This window comes from Novosphingobium sp. SG751A, assembly GCF_013149295.1.
Classification (GTDB): Bacteria; Pseudomonadota; Alphaproteobacteria; order Sphingomonadales; family Sphingomonadaceae; genus Novosphingobium.
Window position 1 is genome coordinate 315,499 of record NZ_JABGCB010000005.1, and the last position, 21,957, is coordinate 337,455.

General features: G+C 61.3%; 14 protein-coding genes. 7 read left to right on the forward strand and 7 right to left on the reverse strand.

Going from position 1 to position 21,957, the window contains the following annotated elements:
- The first annotated feature begins 46 nt into the window (after positions 1-46).
- Both FHW96_RS09190 and FHW96_RS09195 read left to right on the forward strand, forming a co-directional pair.
- On the forward strand, positions 47-604 hold the full coding sequence (locus tag FHW96_RS09190; RefSeq protein ID WP_172340249.1) for a hypothetical protein: 558 nt from the start codon (positions 47-49) through the stop codon (positions 602-604).
- A complete protein-coding gene (locus FHW96_RS09195; RefSeq protein WP_253950834.1) occupies positions 601-2,541 on the forward strand; it encodes a DUF2075 domain-containing protein in 1,941 nt (646 codons plus the stop codon). Before FHW96_RS09190 ends, FHW96_RS09195 begins: the two co-directional genes overlap by 4 nt.
- Before the next feature lie 26 nt (positions 2,542-2,567).
- On the opposite strand, the gene FHW96_RS09200 is transcribed toward FHW96_RS09195, so the two are convergent.
- Positions 2,568-2,786: a helix-turn-helix domain-containing protein gene (locus FHW96_RS09200; RefSeq protein WP_172340250.1), complete on the reverse strand. Its 219-nt coding sequence runs from the start codon at positions 2,784-2,786 to the stop codon at positions 2,568-2,570.
- A gap of 113 nt (positions 2,787-2,899) precedes the next feature.
- Between FHW96_RS09200 and FHW96_RS09205 the strand changes: the two genes are divergently transcribed.
- Both FHW96_RS09205 and FHW96_RS09210 read left to right on the forward strand, forming a co-directional pair.
- Entirely contained in the window at positions 2,900-3,817 is a 918-nt protein-coding gene (locus tag FHW96_RS09205; protein ID WP_172340251.1) for a hypothetical protein, read from the forward strand.
- On the forward strand, positions 3,814-4,275 hold the full coding sequence (locus FHW96_RS09210; protein WP_172340252.1) for a hypothetical protein: 462 nt from the start codon (positions 3,814-3,816) through the stop codon (positions 4,273-4,275). The genes FHW96_RS09205 and FHW96_RS09210 overlap by 4 nt, the downstream gene beginning before the upstream one ends.
- A 226-nt stretch (positions 4,276-4,501) precedes the next feature.
- Here the strand turns inward: FHW96_RS09210 and FHW96_RS09215 are convergent, their stop codons facing one another.
- From FHW96_RS09215 to FHW96_RS09230, 4 genes are all read right to left on the reverse strand, one after another.
- Positions 4,502-6,331, reverse strand: coding sequence for a phosphoenolpyruvate carboxykinase (GTP) (locus FHW96_RS09215; RefSeq protein WP_172340253.1), 1,830 nt, complete (start codon positions 6,329-6,331; stop codon positions 4,502-4,504).
- A 322-nt stretch (positions 6,332-6,653) separates the two neighbouring features.
- Positions 6,654-9,899 (reverse strand): DUF3857 domain-containing protein, encoded by a 3,246-nt coding sequence (locus FHW96_RS09220; protein WP_253950835.1) that lies wholly within the window; start codon positions 9,897-9,899, stop codon positions 6,654-6,656.
- Between the two features lie 124 nt (positions 9,900-10,023).
- Complete coding sequence (locus FHW96_RS09225; protein WP_172340254.1) at positions 10,024-11,526, reverse strand: M48 family metalloprotease; 1,503 nt, start codon at positions 11,524-11,526, stop codon at positions 10,024-10,026.
- Positions 11,527-11,609: 83 nt separating this feature from the next.
- Positions 11,610-11,813: a hypothetical protein gene (locus tag FHW96_RS09230; protein ID WP_172340255.1), complete on the reverse strand. Its 204-nt coding sequence runs from the start codon at positions 11,811-11,813 to the stop codon at positions 11,610-11,612.
- 1,381 nt (positions 11,814-13,194) lie between these two features.
- On the opposite strand from FHW96_RS09230, the gene FHW96_RS09235 reads away from it, so the two are divergent.
- From FHW96_RS09235 to FHW96_RS26705, 3 genes are all read left to right on the forward strand, one after another.
- Positions 13,195-13,872, forward strand: a complete 678-nt coding sequence (locus FHW96_RS09235) for a calcium-binding protein (RefSeq protein ID WP_216650834.1) — start codon at positions 13,195-13,197, stop codon at positions 13,870-13,872.
- A gap of 250 nt (positions 13,873-14,122) precedes the next feature.
- Positions 14,123-15,175: a radical SAM/SPASM domain-containing protein gene (locus FHW96_RS09240; protein WP_172340257.1), complete on the forward strand. Its 1,053-nt coding sequence runs from the start codon at positions 14,123-14,125 to the stop codon at positions 15,173-15,175.
- A gap of 654 nt (positions 15,176-15,829) precedes the next feature.
- Positions 15,830-19,210, forward strand: a complete 3,381-nt coding sequence (locus FHW96_RS26705; protein WP_172340258.1) for a calcium-binding protein — start codon at positions 15,830-15,832, stop codon at positions 19,208-19,210.
- Positions 19,211-19,269: 59 nt separating this feature from the next.
- Here FHW96_RS26705 and FHW96_RS09250 read toward each other — a convergent pair whose 3' ends face one another.
- Positions 19,270-20,667 carry an MBOAT family protein gene (locus tag FHW96_RS09250; protein ID WP_172340259.1) on the reverse strand — a complete coding sequence of 466 codons (1,398 nt, stop codon included), beginning with the start codon at positions 20,665-20,667 and terminating at the stop codon, positions 19,270-19,272.
- Positions 20,668-20,695: 28 nt separating this feature from the next.
- Complete coding sequence (locus FHW96_RS09255; RefSeq protein WP_172340260.1) at positions 20,696-21,850, reverse strand: hypothetical protein; 1,155 nt, start codon at positions 21,848-21,850, stop codon at positions 20,696-20,698.
- Positions 21,851-21,957: the final 107 nt, after the last annotated feature.

A 21,957-nucleotide genomic window follows, 5' to 3' on the forward strand; every position in this document is an offset into this window, starting at 1 on the left:
AGTAAAGTCGCTTTTGCGGCCGGAAATTCTCTTGCCTATTAGCCCCATGTTCGGGAGCAATGGGCAGCTAATTTTGAAGGAAAGTGACCGAGGAGCGAAACTTAAAAAATTATCGCTTCGGAATGTCCCGGCGGGAAGTGTGGCCTTTGAGTTAGATCATACCCCAAGCGGACAGCTGAAATCTAAACTGAAAAATGCATTTAAGCAGTTGTCGTGCTTGATAAACTCGCAGCACACTCGAGCGAATAAAAAATGCGATGCTGTTATTTTTGTTCCTATCGACGAAAATTCTATCGACGCATATATAATTGACCTAAAATCATTCAGTCCCGACAAGAGGGATTGCGAAATGCAGCTGGAAAATTCCGAGTATTTTTTGAAGTATATTGAAAATTTACTTAAGGAATATTTCGGAATTAACTCTGTTTTTTCATATAAAAAAATAATAATACAGGCGCAAAATCCTATTCTGTCTAAAAATCCCGCCCAGCAAGCTAATATTGCCAAAAGCATACACGTAAAAAATGGCATAAAATACTGTGAGGTGACGTTGGGTGGGAGGAGTAATTCGGAGGCTATATTCAGCTTAAGTCATTGCAAATGAAAGATCGCGCCTACGTTTCCCTGCCAGCCGCATCCATAACTACCCTAACCGATGCCGACCTGTTCGGCCGGCTGGCAGCACGGCTGCCCTTTGCGCTGGAACCCGCCCAGCGAGCTGCCTGGGAATACCAAATCCAACACTTGCGCGAGCTGGCGGCCCAACTGCCTGGCGCCCATGCGTTTATGGAGTTCCTCATCCCTCGCATGGGGCGGCGGGCGGACCTTATCCTCCTGGTCGACGGCATCGTGTTCGTGGTCGAATACAAGGTCGGCGCACGCCAGTATGACCGCTCCAGCCTCGATCAGGTCTATGGCTACGGGCTCGACCTCAAGCACTTCCACGAAACCAGCCACCACCTGCCGATCGTGCCTATCCTTGTAGCCACACATGCCGCCGGCGATGATGATCGCCCCATCCAATGGGATGATGATGGCCTGGCGCGACCACTTGGCGTCAACGCAGCGGGCCTAGCACCCGCCATACACCACCTTTGCCGCGTCTATGGCGGCCAGCCGGTCAATGCGGCGTCCTGGGAGGCCGGGCGCTATCGCCCCACACCGACGATCGTAGAGGCCGCTCAGGCGCTCTATAGGGGCCATGCGGTCGAGGAAATCTCGCGCTCAGAGGCAGGTGCTGAAAACCTCACCCATACGGCCGACTATGTGGCCAATGCGATCGAGGCAGCCAAGCGCGACAAACGCAAAATCATCTGCTTCATCACCGGCGTGCCGGGCTCGGGCAAGACGCTGGCGGGGCTCAACTTGGCGACAGCACGTCAGCGCGCCCACAGTGACGAGCACGCGGTGTTCCTCTCTGGCAACGGGCCCCTGGTCGATGTGCTGCGCGAAGCGCTGGCGCTGGATGCCGTGGCCCGGGCTAAGGAAGCGGGGCGCAGCACGTCCAAGACGCTGGAGGACCGCAACGCGGCCGCCTTCATCCAAAACATCCATCACTTCCGCGATGACGCCTTGGCCTCGCGCGATGCCCCGGCCGAGAAGGTCGCTTTATTTGACGAGGCCCAGCGCGCCTGGGACGTGGAGCAAACGTCGAAGTTCATGCAACAGAAGAAGGGGCAGATCGGCTTTGCCATGTCGGAGCCCGAGTTCCTGCTGTCCATCATGGACCGGCACGAGGACTGGTGCGCCATCATCTGCCTGGTGGGCGGCGGGCAGGAGATCAACACCGGCGAGGCGGGCATAGAGGAATGGTTGCGGGCGCTGGAACGTAGCTTCCCGCATTGGCAAGCCCATATCTCTGCCAGTCTGGCACATTCCTGCCGGCTGGCCGACGAAATAACCGCGCCGGCGCTGCATCTGGCCACTTCGCTGCGGTCTTTCAGGGCTGAGCGGCTGTCTGATTTTGTCGGCCACGTGATCGCCGGGGATGCCGCGGCCGCCCGCGAGGTTAAGGAGGCCCTGGCCAGCTTCCCGCTCTATATTACACGTGACCTGGGGCAGGCGCGGCACTGGCTGCGCTCCAAGCGACGGGGCGCCGAACACATGGGCCTTCTGGCATCCTCCAACGGCGCTCGCCTCAAGCCGCATGGCGTGTTCGTGAAGGCCAAGATCGAGCCGCCCAAGTGGTTCTTGGCGCCGAGTGACGATGTGCGTTCCTCGGATGCACTGGAGGACGCGGGCACAGAGTTCGACGTGCAGGGGCTGGAGCTGGATTGGACCTGTGTGTGCTGGGACGCCAACTATCGGCGCGCCGGCGATGCGTGGCAGGCCCTACAGTTCAAAGGCACCCGCTGGCAGGCGGTGAATGACGAGGCGCGTAAGGCCTATGTCGCCAATGCCTATCGCGTGCTGCTGACGCGAAGCCGGCAGGGCATGGTCGTGTTTGTGCCCGAGGGCAGCCACGAGGACGCAACGCGCTCGCCGGCTGTCTATGATGGCATATATGCCTTTTTGGCAGAATGTGGGTTTGCCCGCCTGTAAGTGCCCGGTGAAGCTTTCAGCGCAGCTCAGAGCAAGGCCAACAACTCGGCTGGCTCCACCTTGAGCACCGTGGCCACGCGCACCAGCACCAAAAGGCTTGGGTTTCGCCGCCCCCGCTCAATGCCACCCATGTAAGTGAGGTCAATCTCTGCATCCAAGGCCACTTGCTCTTGGGTCAAGCCGAGCTCTTGCCTGCGACGGCGAATGTTTCCCCCAACGATGGCCCGCCAGTCTTGCATGGCCATTAGGTCAAAGATCGGGCATATATTCTCTAGGGATTATAGTCCCTATTAAGGAATTTCGCGTTAGTTGGCCTGACTGCGGCCCGGCGCCGCGCCGCTATGACTGAGGCAAGCCCATGTCGATATTCAGCAAGTCCTCCACCTATGACGCAATGGACGGGGCCCCGCGCCCGCCGCGCAAGCGCTGGACCATCAAGAAAATTCTGTTGGCGGTCTTGGGCGGCTATATGGTGCTGGGCCTGTTCTCCATGATCCATGACCGCCTACACACCCAAGAGGCCGACGCGGCAACCTATCCTATGGCGCCAGCCGCCAGCGCCCGCGATGACGCCTTGGCGTTTCATCGGCAGATTGCGCAAGTCACCATGCAGTGCGATTTTGCCAGCGGCTCGCTCAACGTGGTGATGATGAGCAATGACCCCGTGGCCATCTACCAAGGCGCCAAGGCCGTGGACGCGGACTGCATCGGCATGTCGCGCAAGCTAGAAGGGTTGGTCATTCCCCAAACGCTGGGGCGCGAAGTTGCTCAAGCGTATGCGGCTGCCCTCAAGCAATGCAAGTCCGCCTACCTGGACCGCTGGAGCATGGCGCACTCGCTGGAGGCAGCTCTGGACAGTGGCGGCAAGGTTTCCGCCTTAGCCGACTTGCGGCGCGATATGCGCGATTGGAAGAGCAGCAACAAGGTGTGCGAGGCAGCGTTACAGTCTGCGCCCGCGCCGCTGGGAATTAGCGAGGCTGATTTGTTCGCCGCTCTGGGCAATGGCACGGGAGCGGCACCGGCTGGCGATAATGCCACCGCTCCCTCGGGCTATTATCAGGGCAATCCGACGCCAGCCGAACTGGCTCTCTTGGAGCGCTGGAACAATCTCACCTCTGAATGCCAGGGTGGCGATCATCAGCCGGAAGACCAAGTATGCCGGGCGCGTGACAACGCCCATGAAAGTCTGCGCCAGGCTGGATGGTGCTTTGGGACCGATGACCAGACTTATGCTGAGCGGGTGTGGCAGCGATGCAGTGCGCAAGCCCGACCATGACCAGCCAAATCCCCGACGCCATCTATTACCTGGGCCGTCGCTGCCAGCTCATGGCCACGCCGCTGGAGGCCTACTTTGAACGGGGCGCCGCGCGGCCCGAGCTCGATTGCTCCTATTCAGCCCTGTGGCGCGGATATATCGCCACGTGGCGGCTGGAGGGCGGACAGCTTTTCCTGGTGCATCTGAGGCCGGGGATGGCGGACGCGCCACGGCTGACGATTGTCACGCTCTTCGCCGGACAGGGCCGCAAGGTGTTGGCTTCATGGTTCACGGGGCGCTTGCGCATCCCGGCTGGCCGCTGCCTGGCGTCACTGGATGGTGGCTTTATGAGCGCCCATGAGCATGAGACGCTGGTGGACGTGCTGGAGGGGCGGGTTATTGCCGAGCGCACGTTGGCACTTGCCGCCATACCCATGGCCGCGTGGCCAGCCGAGGTCATGGGCGACGAGTGGGGATAAATTTCGCCTATGTTCGCCTACATTCGGGATTTTTGGGGGTATTATTGGGGGTTCTTCAAAGATGAAGTCGTTTAATAACATTAAATTTCAGCATATTAAATTTTCTATGTGGTTCCCTTCACCGCATATCGCTGCGCCTCATGGCGTTGTTGTGCCCGCCCGCCTCGCGCAAAACAAAACCCCCGGCGCATCGCGCCGGGGGCTCGCTTTACCGTCTGGCTAAGCCTCAGGCCTTGGCCAGACGGGCTTCCAGCGCGGCCTGCTGCTCAAGGATCGCCTCGGGCAGGGCGCCCAGCGCGGCCAGATCGCGGCCATTGCCTTCGGCCTCCTCGCGCCAGCCTTCGGTGCTGACGGTCATCAGCTCGGCGTATTGTTCAGGCGTGATGGACAGGCCCGACAGATCGATCCCGCCTTCGACCGGATGACGGCCGATGACGCTTTCCACCGCATCCGCCTTGCCCTGCGCGCGCTCGATCACCCACTTCACCACGCGGATGTTGTCGCCATAGCCGGGCCACAGGAATTTGCCGCCGCTCTTGCGGAACCAGTTGACCAGATAGATCTTGGGCAGGTTTGCGCCGCCGTTGGCGACCTTGCCGGCCATATCGACCCAATGCTTGAAATAATCGCCCATCGCATAGCCGCAGAAGGGCAGCATGGCGAAGGGATCGCGACGCAGCGCGCCGATCTTGTTTTCCGCCGCCGCCGTGCCTTCCGAGGCAAGGTTGGCCGCAAGGTAAACGCCATGGTTCCAATCAAAGGCTTCGGTGACGAGCGGCACCGAAGTGGCGCGGCGGCCGCCGAACAGGAAGGCCGAGATCGGCACGCCCGCCGGATCTTCCCATTCAGCCGCAATCGAGGGGCACTGCGAGGCAGGCACCGCGAAGCGCGCGTTGGGGTGGGCCGCAGGCTTGCCGCCGGCCGGATCATAGGGCTGACCCTGCCAGTCGATCAGGCCTTCGGGGACGTCCTTGGTGAGCCCTTCCCACCACACATCGCCATCGGCGGTCAGCGCCGTGTTGGTGTAGATGGCGTTGGCATACAGCGTTTCGACCGCATTCTTGTTGGTGTCGATGCCCGTGCCGGGCGCCACGCCGAAGAAGCCCGCTTCCGGGTTGATCGCATAGAGGCGGCCATCCTTGCCGGGGCGCATCCATGCAATGTCGTCGCCGATGGTTTCCACCTTCCAGCCGGGCAGGGTGGATTCCAGCATCGCCATATTGGTCTTGCCGCAGGCCGAGGGGAAGGCGGCTGCCACATAATGCGCTTCGCCCTCGGGCGGGGTGACTTTCAGGATCAGCATATGTTCGGCCAGCCAGCCATCATCGCGCGCCATCACGCTGGCGATGCGCAGCGCCAGGCACTTCTTGCCCAGCAGCGCATTGCCGCCATAGCCCGAACCATAGGACCAGATCTCGCGCGTTTCGGGATAGTGGACGATCCACTTGTCATCGTTGCAGGGCCACACCACGTCCTTGACGCCTTCGGTCAGCGGCATGCCGACCGTGTGGATGCAGGGTACGAAGAAGCCGTCGCGGCCCAGCATGTCCAGAGCAGGCTGGCCCATGCGCGCCATGATCCGCATCGAGAGTACGACATAGGCGCTGTCGGTCAGCTCGACGCCCACCACGCTGCTTTCCGAACCCAGCGGGCCCATGCAGAAGGGCACGACATACATCGTGCGCCCTTCCATGGCCCCGGCAAACAGGCCGTTCAACGTTTCGCGGGTTTCGGCCGGGTCGCGCCAGTTGTTGGTCGGGCCTGCGCCTTCGGGCGTTTCCGAGCAGATGAAGGTGCGGCTTTCCACGCGGGCCACGTCGCGCGGGTCCGAACGGGTGTAAAAGCTGTTGGGGCGCTTGTCCTGTGCCAGACGCACCAGCGTGCCGGCATCGACCAGTTGCGAGGTCAGGCGATCCCATTCCTCCTGCGACCCGTCACACCATACGATATCCTTCGGACGGGTCAGCGCGGCGACCTCCTCAACCCAGTCGATCAGGCGCTGGTTGCGGGTCGGGGCGGTCAGAACCGAATCGGGGGAAAGGGTGTCTTGGGTCATCGCGTTCCTCACCTGTGCCAAATGCAAGTGTAAATTCGAATGCATTGGCTGCATAACATACCTATGCGCTATCAGCACAAGCGCTCCCCGTCGAGGCCTCTTGGGCAGGAAATAGGCGACTGGGGCGTAGGAAACGGCAAATGGCCGAATATTTTTGATCCGATTGGATTTGTGTGCATTGCAGCATGCGCATAACCCAGACAATAACCGCCCCTCGACTGCGGCATTGCAGCCTTTATGTCTGACATAACGCCATTTTTACACGCGATGGCGGCGGTTTGACCAAATCAGTGATTCGGCCAAACCGGAAAGGCGCCGCCTGTCAAAAATCCTTGGGCGCGGGCGTGCCATAGCCGTTGAACAGCGCGTCCACATCGGGGTGGATGCTGCGTGCGCGGGCAATGTCGGCCAGCGCCCGGTTGCGATCCCCCAGCCGCGCATAGGCCAGCCCCCGGCCGTAGAGCGAGCTGACCAGCGTGGGCGCCCGGCGCAGCGCGGCGTCATAATCGCCGATCGCCCCCTTCATGTCGCCCTGCCGGAATTTCACAAAGGCGCGGCTATCGAGATAGGCGGGCGCATTGGGCGACAGGCGAAGCGCGGTGTTGCAATCCTCCAGCGCCGCCTCCAGCCCCACCCCATGCGTGGCGCGCAGCCAACAGCGGCTGTTATAGGCCGTCGGGCTGTCGGCATGGGCCGCGATCAGGGCGTCGGCGATTTTCAGCGCTTCATCCACCCGGTTCTGACGGCCCAGCCATTCCATGCGCAGATTGGCGACATCGCTCGATCCGGGGCTGATCTTGTCGGCGGCGTTCAGATCGCGTTCGGCCGCCTCGAACTGGTGATCCTCGATCGCATAGGCCGCCCGTGCGAGCAGCGCTCTGGTGTTGCGCGGATCCAGCTTGAGCGCGGAGGCCAGATCTGCATCGCGCCTGGCCTTGTCCTGCGGCCCCCATACATTGGCGCGCGAGACATAATGCAGCGCATCGGGCCCATGCTCGATCAGCCAGGACAGATCTTCCAGGGCCCCCTCGCGGTCATCCATCTGGCGGCGCAGATTGGCGCGCAGCAAACGCGCCCGCCCATCGCCGGGCGTGGTTTCCAGCGTCTGGTTGAGCTGCTCCATCGCCTCGGCCTGCCGCCCCAGACTGGCCAGTGCGGCGGCGCGCAGCATACCCACCGGCAATTTAGGCGCCATGGAAAGCGCCTTGTCCAGATCGGCCAGCGCGGCGCCATATTGCCCCGTATCGATCCGCGAACCAGCGCGCACCATCATGCTGCGCAAATCGCGCGGGTTCAGCTCCAGCGCCTTGTCGGCATAGGTGATCGCCTCGGTCTGATGCCCGGCCCGCGCTGCGACAAAGGCCCGTGCGCTCCACGCCAGCCATTGCTTGTCATCCTCGCGGATCGCGGTCTGCGCCTCGGCATCGGCCCCCGCTTCACCGGTCATGGCCAGATTGAGCGCCAATATCGCCCGCGCCGGGGTCAGTTTCGGATCAAGCGCCAGCGCCGCGCGTTCCTCGGCAATCGAAAGTGCATGTTTGTCGCCATCCGACAGCACCGCTCCGCGCATCATATGCGCCTTGGCCAGCGCGGGTTTATTGTCTTTCAGCGCCGCCAGATCGGCGTCGGTGGGGAAATAATCGGTGGGCACGCGGATGAAGGCGCCGGTATTGGCCAGCTTCTGCAACTGATCGCGCGCGCTTTCCGCCTCGGCGGCGGGCAATTCGCGCTTCAGCGAGCGGGTGTCATTCTCCATCTGCACCGTATCGCCATCCAGGCTGACCTTACGGTGGAAGGCATAGATGCCGCCCACCTGCGTATCGTCCGATGTCGCCTGAAGCGTGAAGCCCTTGCCCCCCTGCGGCAGGTGGATCACCTCGCGGTTGGCCCACCATTCGGGGTGATCGACGGCATAGGGCGCATCGGTCTGGATCTCACCCTCACGCGTGGTGGTGAATTTCCAGCCCACCCGCGCATGGTCCAGCTCATACCAGCGCGAGGCGCCTTCGACATACCAGTCCATCTTGGCCGTGCCTTTGAGCGAGACGACGAATTCGCCCTTATCGGCCTCTTCGCGCGCGCTCACCTGCACGGGCGTGATGAAATCATAGGTGTCGCGCCACAATTTCTTCAGCGCTCGGTCCAGATCGCCCGCCGACAGGCCATTATAGCGTTCGCGCATTGCATGGGCGGTTTCGCCGCGATAGCGGATTTCGGCCGTGGCCGGGGCGGGGGCCTCGATCCCCGCGCCGGCATCCAGATCGAGGCTGGTGACCTGCGTGGGCTCGGACAAGGCTTCGGGCACCATCGGCACAAAGCCCGAGCCCTGCGCCGTGGCGGGCAGGCCCACGACATAATCGGGCGTGCGCAACCGATCCAGCCGCGTGTCGCCGATCCGCGTGCCATCCAGCCAATAGGATCGCCCGTCAATCACCGCCTCGGCGATCACATGGTCAAAGGCGGCCATGGTGGGCAGGCGGTTGGCGGTGAAATCGCCGGCGTCGGTGTTGACCAGCACGGGCCGCGCCGCCACGCCCAATTCGCGCAGCAGCGCCAGCAGCAGCGCGGTCTTGCCCTTGCAATCGCCAAAGCGGCGCTGCCATGTCAGATCGACGGGCGCGGGCACGAAGCCGCCATCGTCAATGCCGATGAACAGATAGCGCACCTGCTGCTCGACCAGTTGCAGCGCCATTTCGGCCCGCTTGCGCGGGTCGGCGGTGGCGGCGGCGATTTTGGCGGCTTCGGCCCGCACCGGACTGGTGGGCGACAGGGCGGCGGCCTTGTCGAACAGGTCGGCATAGGTGCGCGATACCGTCTGCCAGTCGGCAAAGTCGGTCAGTTCGACCAGATTGACCGCGCGAAACCGCGATGGCGCCTTGGACGGCGGGCGGGCGGTGGTGACATTGGCCATGTCGGCCACCAGTTCCTTCATCCCGCCCTTTTCCGTCAGCACGGGCTGGACCGCGCCGGGCCATGCGCGCCATTGCGTGGCGCGCGTCGCGGGCCAGATCGCGCGCAGCCGCAGCCGTCCGATCGGCACCCCGTTGGGCGGCCCCACCATCAATTGCGAACGCCCTCCGGTGGCCGGGTCATGGCGCGTGATCGTATAGGCCAGATCGACAATATCGCCCACGCGCACCCCGTCAGGCTGCATCGATGCGGTCAGTTCGCCGTCCAGCGCGGCGCTTTCCATGTTCTTTTCGCGTTGCATCACGGTGATGCCCTTGCCCCGGTCGGGACCATTGCCCAGCAGGTCGATCACCCGCCCATCGCGCCACAGGCGATAGCGGTGGATGGTCAGCACTTCGAGCGAGGGGTCCCATGTCAGTTGCAAGGAGGCTTCGTCCAGCCCCTGCGCGGTGGCGATTTTGTAGATGTCGGCGCTGAACACCGTATCGCCCTTGTCGGACAGGCGGATCTGGGTGTCGTTGAGCAGGCTGATCGTGGCCGCGCCCTCGGCCACGGGCGGGGCGGGGGGAATGGGCGCGTCGATCACCCATTCCTCGGGCGGGGCGATCAGCGGGCGCCGCGCAGGCTCTGCCGCGCCTATGCCCGCCGGGATCATCATCAAAGCCGTCGAGATCAGCCAATTAGCCCGCAAAACCAGTCCCCGTTCGATATTACCGGGGGCAGGCTAAGACCCGCGCAAGGTGAGGTCCAGCGGCAATATGCTGAAAACGGAGTTTAAAGCCCTAGCGCTTCCACACCACCAGCTTGACCATGCTGCCGGGCGTCAGCCGCGTGGTGCCCGCGGGCAGGCCGTTGAGGACCAGAAAGCGTTCCGTCGCATTGTCATTATAGGCCATGCGCGCGGCCATGGAGGAGACCGTATCGCCCGGCCCCGCGCGCGCCACATCGACAATGCGCGGGCGGATCGCGGCGGCCTGCGCGGGACTGATCCGGGTAAAGCCATTGACCAGCGGGGCCAGATCGCCCAGCCCCTGCCCGGCAGGCTGGATCACGGTAAAGGCATAGGCCCGGTCCGCCGCCACCGCCACGGCCACCACGGTCAGATCCATGGTGGTCGATCCGGTATTGCCGCGCACACTGGCGCTCAGGCTGTGCATGCCGTTGATCGCGCCGGGGACGCCCCTGATCTCGCCCACCTGCCCATCCTTGGCGATGGCCTTGAACCGGGCGCGCAGCACAGCATTCAGGTCGCCCTTATAGGCCCCGCCGGTAAAGGTGGCCTGTCCCTGTCCATTGCCGCCCTTGGCGGAGATGGTGACCGCGTCTGATCCGTTCGACATGCCATAGCCGACCGGCACCGTGAAGCGCAGGCGGTCAGGCGGATAGGTGAAGGTCTGGCCCTCGATCACGCCCTGCTGCGGATCGTCATCATAGATCATGCCGCGCAAAGAGAGCAGGAAAGCCTCATTTGCCCTGGAGCCCGGGGGCGCTCCGATCCCCATCTGGCGCGCCCGGTCCAGCGCGCGGGTGACGCGGGCCTCGGGGTTGGGGTGCGACATGGCCCAGCCCGGCGTGTTGCGCGCATTGCCCGCAAGGCGCGATTCCAGCCCGGTCTGCGCCGCCAGCGAGGCCAGCATCGTGGAGGCATAGGCCGGATTATAGCCCGCCTTCTGCATATAAACGCCGCCCAGATCGTCGGCCTCGAATTCCTCGCCGCGCGAATAGGCCATGACATGGCCCATCACCAGGCGGTTGATTCCGGCCTGTCCGATCTGATTGCCCAATTGCCCGATCGCGCCTCCGCCCAGCACGCCGCCCAGCACGGCCTGACCCAACGCGCCCAGCAAGGTCGAGCGCTGTGCCACCTGTTGGCGCTTTTCGGAATGGCGGGCGGCGATATGGCCGGTCTCGTGGCCCAGCACAAAGCCCAGTTCATCCTCGTTGTTCATCAGGGCGAGCAGCGCGCGCGTGGTGTAAACATAGCCGCCCGGAATTGCGAAGGCGTTCTCCACCGGTGAATTGAGCAGGGTGAAGGTGAAGTCGCGCTCGACATTGCTGATGCCTGATTGCCCCGCCACGCGCAGCCCGACCCGGCGCACCATCGCCGATTGCGGCCCGGCATAGGCCCCGCCATATTCGGACACCATATCGGGATGGGCCTTGGCCCCGGTGGCGCGATCATCGGGCGAAATCGCCTGCGGTCCGGGCAGGTTGATCGGAGGCGCCGCCGCCGTCAGCGCCATCAGGCCCGCCGCCATCAAGCCCTTCATTGCCAATCTTTTCATAAACAGCCCCCTGCCCATAGGGGCTAAGGGTTAGCCCAGAGAGAGGCGCTTTCGCAACAGGGGTCGCGCTATTCCCAGTGATTTCAGAGCAACAGCCATGCCCCGACGGGAATGGCCCAGCCGGCGCAGACGCCAAGGATCAGGCAGGCCGCGCGCACCGGCAGCGGCCACGGCTTGATCCGGGCCATCGGATCATCGCCCAGCGGCACGAGGAAGGGTTTGAAGCGATCATCCTGCGCCGGGGCCAGAGCGATGGCCTTGGCAGTCGCCCGTTGGGGATGAGGCACCAAATTGAGCTTTGCGCGCATGTCGGAACGACCCGGTATCGATTGAACAGACCCCCTTCTTGCCCAGAACGGCTGGACATAATGTTAAAGCCTTGCCTAGGGATTCGTAACGAGCGCTTTGGGTGGCGGATGTAATTGTTGCGCGTGGCCCGATAGGCATTTTCCGGCTTGGACGGTGGAGTCGCCGACGGTCTTCTGGTGGTTCTTCCACGGCGCCGGTCGACCCGTTGTTGAGGCAGAGGTCGGGTGAGGATGGACTCCGTCCTGTCGCGATCGTGTGGGGGCTGGGGGCATGTGGACGCTTCGGCCCAAGGGAGTGGTGAGAGTCCGGGGGGCTTTGGCTTCTTCCTTATAACGTAACACCTTCAGGCGCTTTGGCGGAGAGGATCGGAGCGGAGTAAGGGTGTATGCAACGACAGAATTGAGCGAGGCGGGGATCGGGGTAGGTCAGTCTGTTGCTGGGCAGCAGGGCGTGGCGTCGCGCAGAGATCGGGTCGCCTTTTCCTGTGGAAGGCAGGGGATCGACGGTGGCAACGGCGGGCCTGTGCGGGACGACGGATGGCGCGCGGAACCGGTAAGGCGGCGGCTAAAGGTTAACGGCAAAATAGGGTCTATGGTTAACAAGGCGCTGCGATAAAACCGCTGTGCGTCGCGCTTTATCCAAAACGGATGATGTTTTTGCCAAGTCGACTCGACCGGCCTTGCCATCCGGCGTCTGCGCAAGCGGCCGACGGTCTGTCAGGCGGCCCGTTTGGCCGGGAGATGCTGGATTCATCTGCAAATTTTGCTGGGTCGGTGTCCGGCCGGCGCGCCCGGATAGGCTACCCGGCCCTGCGGAAGCGAGGGGCGGGGACAGTTCAGTTATGGTGACCATATTGTGGAAGAGGGCATAAGTGACGCGGGATCGGTTCTATGCTGATTTTCCCTTTTTAAATCAGTGTGTAGATGGAAATTTGGTCTGTCTGATGGATTGGGCGTCGATCCGGGCGGGCTTGCGGAAAAGGTGGCGGGGCATAAGGCTGGTTTCGTATTTAAGTACCTATAAAAATGAGATTTTGTTGTTTATTTGGATCGTGCGGGCGACGGTTGCCTTGATCGGGCAAGGTCGGGCAGGAAATAGTGCAATCCTTTTTAGTGTTGCTAGGTATAAGTAAAAACCAATAAGTAATTCCCGATTACTTCAAAAGGTTCCTGAAAAATCAAGGATTCCCATCTATTTTGGAAGAAGATCATAGTTGACTCAAAATTAAGCCAAGCGTATTCCAACGCCAGATTACGGGCCGCTTGCAGATTGCGCTGCAAGTTGTGCAATGGCACTCACGAATTGCCATAATAATTTTAGGTCACGGTAATCTTCATGCAAGCATAGAGGATGAGCATCATGGCAAGTATCACTGGCACCACAGGTAATGACGTGATCAGCGGTTCGGTCGACACGGATTGGCTCTCGGGCGGTCGTGGCGACGACGCGCTCTCGGGCGGCTGGGGTGGCGACGCGCTCTATGGCGGTAATGGCAATGACACGCTTTCGGGTGGATCGGCTGACGATCTGCTCTCGGGCGGTGCGGGCGATGACAAGCTCTATGGCGGCGACGGCAATGACCTGCTTTCGGGCGGTCTGGGCAATGACACGCTTTCGGGCGGATCGGGCGATGACAAGCTGAACGGCGGCGCCGGAGACGATCTGCTGTCGGGTGGCGACGGCAATGACCGTCTCTATGGCGACGCTGGCAATGACAAGCTGAACGGCGGCGCCGGCGATGACGTGCTGTTCGGCGATGCCGGCGTGGATACGCTGATCGGCGGCACGGGCGCTGACACCTTCGTCTTTGCCGCTGGCGATTCGGGCGTTGGCGCGGGCAACCGCGACATCATCCTCGATTTCGAAACCGGCATCGACAAACTGAACGTCGCTAAGCTGGGCGTTAGCGCAGCCGACGTGACCTTCACGTCCGACCATGGCCATACCATCGTGGGCATCGACACCGATCACAACGGTTCGGTGGACTATGAAATCCAGGTCAACACCGCGATCTCGATCACCGACTTCGTGTTCTGATCGGATTGAGTGGCGGGCTGCGGCCCGCCGCCTGATGCCCTAAATCCCCGGTGTCACCAGCATCCGTGCGAAGTGGCGCCGGGGTTTTTTGTGTTCCAGCCGGGCCGGGCCCGGCGGCGATTTTTATTCCTATACGGGTTTACTCTACCCGAATTGGGTCTTGTTGTTCTGTCGGCGGATCGATTTCTGATGTAAAGTCTAAGAATTACATCAGGATATGACTCGCATCGATGTATGGAACAGGGGGCCCATGAAATTCCCTATATCGGCCTATGGCATGCACCAGTTCTGGCGCAAAAACTATGTGATGCGGGTCAACCTCACGCCGAGGAAGGTTTTCAACACCGCGCGGCGCGTGTTTTCTCTGGTGACGAGCAATCCTGATGTCGGGGGTGTGCCTGTTCACATCAAGGTCGATGTCTCGCCCAATTGCCAGATGCGCTGCCCCATCTGCCTGCACAGCAAATTGAGCCATCCCGAGCGGGTCAGCCTGCCCAAGCCGATGGAACTGCAAACCTTCATGGGCCTGGTCGATCAGGTGGCAGGGCGGACGCTGGCCATGTCGCTCTATAATCTGGGCGAGCCGTTGCTGAACAAGAATCTGGCCAAGATGCTGCGCTATGCCGCCGATGCCAATATCAACACCTATATCACCAGCAATTTCAGCCTGCCGCTGTCCGATGAGGCGATCCGCGAATTGGCGGAATCGGGGCTGACCCAATTGATCATCGCCATCGACGGCCTTTCGCCGGAAACTTTCGGGCAGCAGCGCATTCGCGGCGATCTGGCCATTGTTGAGGATAATCTGCGGCGCCTGGTGCAATTCCGCAAGGGGAAGCATCCGCTGATCACGCTGCAATATCTGGTGTTCGATCATAATAGCCATGAGGTGCCGCTGCTGGAGGATTACCGGCGACGGATGGGCATTGACGATATGCTGGTGTTTCGCGGATCGGATGGGCGCAAGAATCCATGGATCGACCGCTTCGCCCCGCGAAAGGGGTGGCGGCCCTGGCCGAAAAAGCGGATGCCGCTATGCGGCTGGCCTTATCTCTCGGCTTTGGTGGCCACCGATGGTCATGTCTATGGCTGCTGTCATTACCGGATGGAGGAGAACTATCTCCACCGGGATACGGCGCGGCCGTTGGGCAATATTCACAAGCAGAGCATGGACAAGATCTATGCCTCGCCCGCCTATAAAGAGGCGCGCCAATTGTCGGCCGATCCGGGGCGCCATGGGCCCTTGCCGGATCATTTTTGCCATGGCTGCAAGATTTTGCAGGATCATGATGATCGCCCCTGAGCGGCGATAGGCCCGCGCGGCCCTTTTCCCGAATCTGTTGACCGACGCATGCCTGATGCCAGGCATGTTTGCGCCTGTGCGTGGCGAATCCTTGTCGGTCTGACGGCAATATGCCGGTTTTGTGTCATAAAGGGACACTGACGCCTCGGTTTCGGAATAAGTATTCGTGCGTATAATCTATATAAGATGATTCATTTTTGCAGTGGTGTAGTTGTTTTATGTGCCAAAAATGTACGTGTGCTCTCCTAAATTGTTAATGATCGAACGGGTGAAAATTTTTTTGCTTTATCCTTTTTCTGTCTTTCTATCCCTGCCGTCTCTTGGCTAAATTATTGCATTAAAACGATAATAATGAAAAAATTTTGCGCAAAGATGCATACTTTTAACCACCTGTGAAAGTAAAGTTGGCCAAAAATCCGCCAAATCAATAACTGACTATCCTATTAACCTAAGGGTTTAAATCAGCGTTGGGCCATGATGGGTCATTATTCCAACATCAAGTCGATAAGTCCTCAGGGTTGTCGCAAGTCTATCGCGAAAATCTTGCAGGTAATTTTATCGATCTCTATCAAGATTGCGTTATTACTTGCTTCATGACGAATTGTCGCTGTCGAAGAAGAGTAATTTCGCCAAAGATGTTGGAAGGAATTACTTGTGACTTCGACTGTAACCACCCAGGCCGCCACTAATGTTGTTTATATTGCCGCCAATGCCACCGAAGCCGATTTGCAGAAGGCCATCAATAGCATTGCCGACGGCGGCAAGATCGTTCTGGCCCAGAACAGCACCATCGCCATCACCCAGGGCCTCTGCATCGACGTCTCGCAAAAGTCGATCACCATCGACCTGAACGGCAGCACGCTGCAACAGGCAGGCGATTGCACCGTGGTCACCATCAAAGGATCGAGCGACGCTCTGACCTCGGCCACTCTGGCTCCGACCGCCGATGGCAACACCGTGGCCACCTATGCCGGCGCGGGCAGCAATGTGAAGGTGGGCGATTGGGTCAAGGTCGCCGCTGATGACCAGATTTCGAACGATCAGGGCGCCACCACCCACATGGGCCAGGCGATGAAGGTCGTGGCCGTTGATGGCGACCAGGTGACGCTGTCTGGCTCGCTGATCGATGCCGGTTCCTATCAGACCAATGTGCGCGTTGCCGGTATCAACAGCGGCACTGCCGTCTTTGAAAACGGCACGGTGCGCGGCGACCAGACCCATCCCACATGGGAACAGGATCTGGTCGAGATTCGCTCGACGGTGGGCACTGTGGTTTCGGGCGTCACCGTCCGCGACGGCAATTCGATGGGCATCAATTTTGTCGGCTCGGTCAATGGCACGGTGCTGCAAAGCGCGGCGATCAATCTGACCGATGACACCGACAATGGCCACTATGGCTATGGCGTCCACTCGGCCAGCTCGTGGAACACGTCGGTCGATGGCTTCTATGCAGAAAACGTGCGCCATGCCGTCGATGACAATGCCGTCGGCTTTGACGGCTCGGTCAAGGATCCCACCAAATATGGCGCGGATTATGGCCTGACCGCCACCAATGTGGTCGCCTATGCCACCTCCACCTTCGCCTTCTCGTGGCACACCGAAGGGCGCTACGGCTCCTATCATGACTCGGTGGTGATCGACTCCCCTGGCGTGCTGGGCATGCGCGGCGCCTATAACAACGCTTATAATATCAGCGGTTCGGGCAACAAGGACGGCGTCATGTTCTTTGAATATGGCGATGGCGACGGTCGCGATATCGTGGTCAGCAACATCAACCTGATCGATCAGGGCCGCTATGGCATCTACACCCGCGGCGATGTGGTCGGCAATCTGGTCTCCGACTCCAGTTTCCAGACCGCGATCAACAAATTCAACCCCAACGCCCAGACCACGATGAACGACAGCACGCTGACCGTGGCGGCCACCACGACAGGCACGGTCCAGACCGGCACGTCGGGCGATGATCGCCTGCTGGGCAATGACTTTGTCGATACGCTTTCGGGCGGCGCGGGCCGGGATTACATCTGGGGCGGCGTCGGCGCGGACAAGCTGACGGGCGGCGCAGGCGCGGATCGCTTTGCCTATATCGACATCAAGGAAGCGGGCGACACGATCACTGATTTCACCGCCAAGGACGGCGATGTCATCGACCTGTCGGCCATGGCGCATCACTATAACTGGACCGGCGACATTTTCGCCAATGGCTATGTCCGCTTTCTGGCCAGCGGGGCCAACACGCTGGTGCAGGTCGATGTTGACGGCGGCGCGAATAATTTCGTCACGCTGGCCACGCTGACCGGCGTCACCGCTTCCTCGCTGACCGCTTCGGCGGTGTCGCTCGAAACGGTTGTTTCCGATTATGCCACGGCGGCCGCGTTCAACGGGGTCAAGCTGGCGGGCACCACGGGCGATGATGCCTTGGTGGGCGGCGCGGCCAATGATCGCCTCGACGGCGGGGCGGGCAATGACATCCTGACCGGCGGCGCGGGGGCCGATGTGCTGATCGGCGGCGCGGGCTTCAACTATGCCGGTTATCAGACCGCCACCAGCGGCGTGCTGGCCAATCTGCTGACGCCGGGCATGAACACCGGCGATGCGGCGGGCGACACCTATTCCCAGATCCAGGGTCTGATCGGTTCGAATTTCAATGATCAACTGATCGCCAACCATGGCGCGACCAAGCTCTATGGCGGCGCGGGCAACGATTATCTGCTGGGGCTGGACGGTTCGGACACGCTTTATGGCGGCGCGGGCAATGACACGATCTATGGCGGCACCGGCAATGACACGATCAGCGGCGGTTCGGGCAATGACGTGCTGGACGGCGAACAGGGCTATAACACGCTGACCGGCGGGGCCGGGGCGGATGCTTTCCAGTTCTCGGTGGTGGACAATCAAAAGGACATCATCACCGATTTCTCGGGCAAGGATGGTGACTATATCGACCTGTCGGTGCTGGCCTCGATGTATGGCTGGCAGGGCAACCTGCAGACCAATGGCTATGTCCGCTTTGTCGCCAGCGGCAGCGACACGCTGCTTCAGGTCGATACCGATGGCGGTGCCAATAGCTGGACCACGCTGGCGGTGCTGAACGGCGTGTCTTCTTCCTCGCTGACCGCCCCCACGGTCGGCACCGATTATGTCGCCCGGATCTATGGCAATGGCGGGGCGGTCAACACCAGCACCGCCGACGACCTGCTGCCCACCGCCAAGGCGCTGGCAACTGCGGTTACCACCGGGCTCAAGGATATGAGCGGCAATGATCTGCTGACCGGCACCAGCGCCAATGACACGCTGGACGGCGGGGCGGGCAATGATACGCTCAATGGCGGCGCGGGTGATGATACGCTGATCGGCGGGGCCGGTGCCGATGTGCTCAATGGCGGAACCGGCACCGATTTCGCCAGCTATCAGACCGCCACCGCCGGCGTTACCGCCAGCCTGTCGGATGCCGGCATCAACACCGGCGATGCCGCAGGCGATGTCTATGCCCAGATCGAGGGACTGGTCGGTTCGGAATATGCCGATCACCTTTATGGCGGATCAACCGCCACGATCATCTACGGCGGTGGCGGCAATGATTTCATCAAGGGCTATGAAGGCGCGAACAAGTTCTATGGCGACGATGGCAATGACACGCTCTATGGCGGCAATGGCAACGACGTGTTGGACGGCGGCGCGGGCAATGACCTGTTGGACGGCGAGGCCGGTTTCAACACGCTGACCGGCGGAGCGGGGGCGGACACCTTCCAGTTCACCATCAATGATGCCCAGAAGGACACGATTACCGACTTCGTCCATGGCGAAGACATGATCGCGATCAGCCGCGCGGCCTTTGGTCTGGACCATGTGGACACGGCCAATCTGGTGGCCAGCAAGGCGGCGATGACGACCGGGGTTGCGGCCTTCTACTTCGACTCGGGCCTGCATACGCTCTATTTCGATGCCGATGGCAAGGGCGGTGCGGCGGCGGTGGCTGTGGCGACGTTGAACAATGTCGACACCTTCTATGCCTCGGACATTGTGCTGTTCTGATCCGGGTTTGGCGTTAAAAGCAATCGGGCCCCATTCCATTGGGATGGGGCCCGATTTCGTCAGAACTGAAAATAGATGAAAGCGCCATTGCCGCCCAGCGGGGCAAAGAGCACGATCCCCAGCACGCCCAGCAACAGCACGCCCATCTGGCGCATGCACCAAGGATGGCGAAAACCCAGCAGGCTCTGACGCCAGCGCCCCACGCGTTCATAACCGATATGCCATGCCAGCAGCACGGTCAGCGCGAGTAGGGCGGGCACATAGAGCCAATGCGTTTGCCCATGGCCCATGCCCGCCAGCCCTTTAAGAAAGGTGGCCGTGGTGGGGAAATCCTTGGCGCGGAACGGGACCCACGCCAGAATGACGAACATGAAGGTCAGCGCCCAGCCCAGCGCAGATGGCAACCGCCATCCGGCGGGCCTGTGCAGCGTCCAGAACCGGTCGAGAATCTGAACCGAACCATGCAGAGCGCCCCACAGCACGAAATTCCAGCTTGCCCCATGCCACAGCCCGCCGATCAGCATGGTCAGGATCAGGTTCACATAGGTCCGCACCGGCCCCCGCCGATTGCCGCCCAGCGAGATATAAAGATAATCCCGCAGCCAGCGCGACAGCGTCATATGCCACCGCCGCCAGAAATCCTGAATCGAGCGCGCAACATAGGGCATGCGAAAATTGATCGGCAGCCGATAGCCCATCACCCGCGACAGGCCGATCGCCATCATCGAATAGCCGAAGAAGTCGCAATAGATCTGTCCCGCATAGGCCAGCGTGCCCAGCCAGAGCGTGGGCGCATCATACAGGCCCGGTTCGGCAAAGATCGCGTCGGCCGCAATCGCCAGATTGTCGGCCAGCACCAGTTTGGAAAAGGCCCCGGCCAGAAAATATTGAAACCCCATGATGATCAGCGGGCGCGTCATGCGGAAAGGGCGCTGCAATTGCGGCAGGAATTCGGGCGCGCGCACAATCGGCCCGGCGATCAATTGCGGAAAAAAGGCCTTGAAGAAGAGGAATGTGACGATGTCATGCGTGGCCGGTTTGCTGCGCCGATAGACATCGACGACATAGGACACGCCCTGAAAGGTGAAGAAGCTGATCCCCAGCGGTAAGGTGATGGCCAGCAGCGATCCCTTCGTCCCGGTGATGGCATGCAGATTGTCGAGAAAGAAATTGGCGTATTTATAATAGAGCAGCGCCCCCATGTTGCCCGATACGGCCAGCGTGATCCATGCCTTGCGCAGGCGCCGCCCCTGTGCGGCCTCGATAATCAGGCCAAAGCCATAGTTCCAGAAGCTGACCGCCAGCAGCAGCGGCAGATAGCGCCAGTCCCACGCGGCATAGAACAGATAGCTGGCCACCAGCACGATATAGAAGCGCGCCCGGCTGGCCCGCACTGCGGCAAGGATCGCCAGCAGGACGGCGAAGAAGACGACAAAGTCTGTGGAGGTGAATAGCATGACGTCCCTGCGGCCTCTTTATGTGTGATTATTGGGCGGGAGTTGCGGGCGTTTCGGCCGACTGGGCATGGGCAGCATCGGCCTGTTTCATCAGATCAGGCATGCGCGCCGCGATCAGGCGGGCGATCACGCCATGGCCATAGGTGTTGAGATGCCCGGTGCCGATCACGCTGTTTTGAAAACCGACAAAGGGTTGCCCGCTGTGGGCGAATTCGGCGCGCATCCCCTCGCCCAGATCGACGAAGGGCACGCCCGCCCGCTTGGCCGCCACCGGGAAAATCGCCTGCTCCACGGCGGAGCGCGGCTCGAATTCCATCCGGCCGTCAGCATGATAGGTGAAGGCCGGAATCGAGATAAAGATCACCTTATCCCGCCGTTCAGCCTCCACCATCCGCTGTGTCAATTGAGCGGTGATGGCAGCTACAGGGAAATCCTGTGTGTCGGGCTTGGGGGCGGGGGAGGCGCGAAAACCGCGGAGAATATAGGGCAACCATCCGCCGCCCTTGCGCACCCCGGTGACATAGAGATTGGCGCGGCGGGCCAGAAACGTGGCCAGCGCGGAGTGATGCAGCAAAGCGTCAAATGCGCCAGCCAGACGGCCTGGATGCGCAGGCGCGCTCGTCGCCTTTTTGGCCCCCTCCGCCCGTTTGATGAGGGCATCGCGCAGATCGAAAGCATCGCCGCGCGTCATCATCACGACGATGTAATCAGGCCGCACCACAGGCGCCAGACGGCGTACCATCACTCCCCATTCCGCCGGGCCCAACGCATCGCGCCCGCCATTGACCGCATCAATCCCGAGGCTGCTTTCCAGCAGGCTGGTATAATTGCTTTGCCTTGGCACCTGATGGGCCAGCAGCATGGAATCGCCGATGAAGAGCATCCGGGGACCGGTATGGTTCGGCGCGATCTCAGCGTCATTGAGCCCCAGCGAGTTGAGCCGGATTTTCTCAAACCCCTCATTGGCCTGAAACAGCACCGCGTCGGGCTGGTTGGTATAGCGCAGATCGGGATCAGCGATCTGGATCGAGGGCGAGGTGAGGGCGAGGCGGGCGAGAATTTCGCCCGCCAGCACCAGCGCTACGACCCACCCAGCCAGACGCCCCGCCACCCTGGCCGCGCCGGGTTTCACGACATTATGCCGCCCCGGCAGGCGCAGCGGCGGTGAGGCGGCCTTGGCCATGGCGATCAGATCCGCCCGATGGAGGAATATTCGAAGCCCTTTGCGCGGGCGTCTGCGGGGTCGAATACATTGCGCAGGTCGATGAGGACGGGTGTGTTGAGCGCGGC

Coding starts and splice junctions, on each gene's coding strand:
- FHW96_RS09190 (WP_172340249.1), top strand. CDS start 47: ATGTTCGGGAGCAATGGGCAGCTAATTTTGAAGGAAAGTGACCGAGGA.
- FHW96_RS09195 (WP_253950834.1), top strand. CDS start 601: ATGAAAGATCGCGCCTACGTTTCCCTGCCAGCCGCATCCATAACTACC.
- FHW96_RS09200 (WP_172340250.1), bottom strand. CDS start 2,786: ATGGCCATGCAAGACTGGCGGGCCATCGTTGGGGGAAACATTCGCCGT.
- FHW96_RS09205 (WP_172340251.1), top strand. CDS start 2,900: ATGTCGATATTCAGCAAGTCCTCCACCTATGACGCAATGGACGGGGCC.
- FHW96_RS09210 (WP_172340252.1), top strand. CDS start 3,814: ATGACCAGCCAAATCCCCGACGCCATCTATTACCTGGGCCGTCGCTGC.
- FHW96_RS09215 (WP_172340253.1), bottom strand. CDS start 6,331: ATGACCCAAGACACCCTTTCCCCCGATTCGGTTCTGACCGCCCCGACC.
- FHW96_RS09220 (WP_253950835.1), bottom strand. CDS start 9,899: ATGATGATCCCGGCGGGCATAGGCGCGGCAGAGCCTGCGCGGCGCCCG.
- FHW96_RS09225 (WP_172340254.1), bottom strand. CDS start 11,526: ATGAAAAGATTGGCAATGAAGGGCTTGATGGCGGCGGGCCTGATGGCG.
- FHW96_RS09235 (WP_216650834.1), top strand. CDS start 13,195: ATGGCAAGTATCACTGGCACCACAGGTAATGACGTGATCAGCGGTTCG.
- FHW96_RS09240 (WP_172340257.1), top strand. CDS start 14,123: ATGAAATTCCCTATATCGGCCTATGGCATGCACCAGTTCTGGCGCAAA.
- FHW96_RS09250 (WP_172340259.1), bottom strand. CDS start 20,667: ATGCTATTCACCTCCACAGACTTTGTCGTCTTCTTCGCCGTCCTGCTG.
- FHW96_RS09255 (WP_172340260.1), bottom strand. CDS start 21,850: ATGGCCAAGGCCGCCTCACCGCCGCTGCGCCTGCCGGGGCGGCATAAT.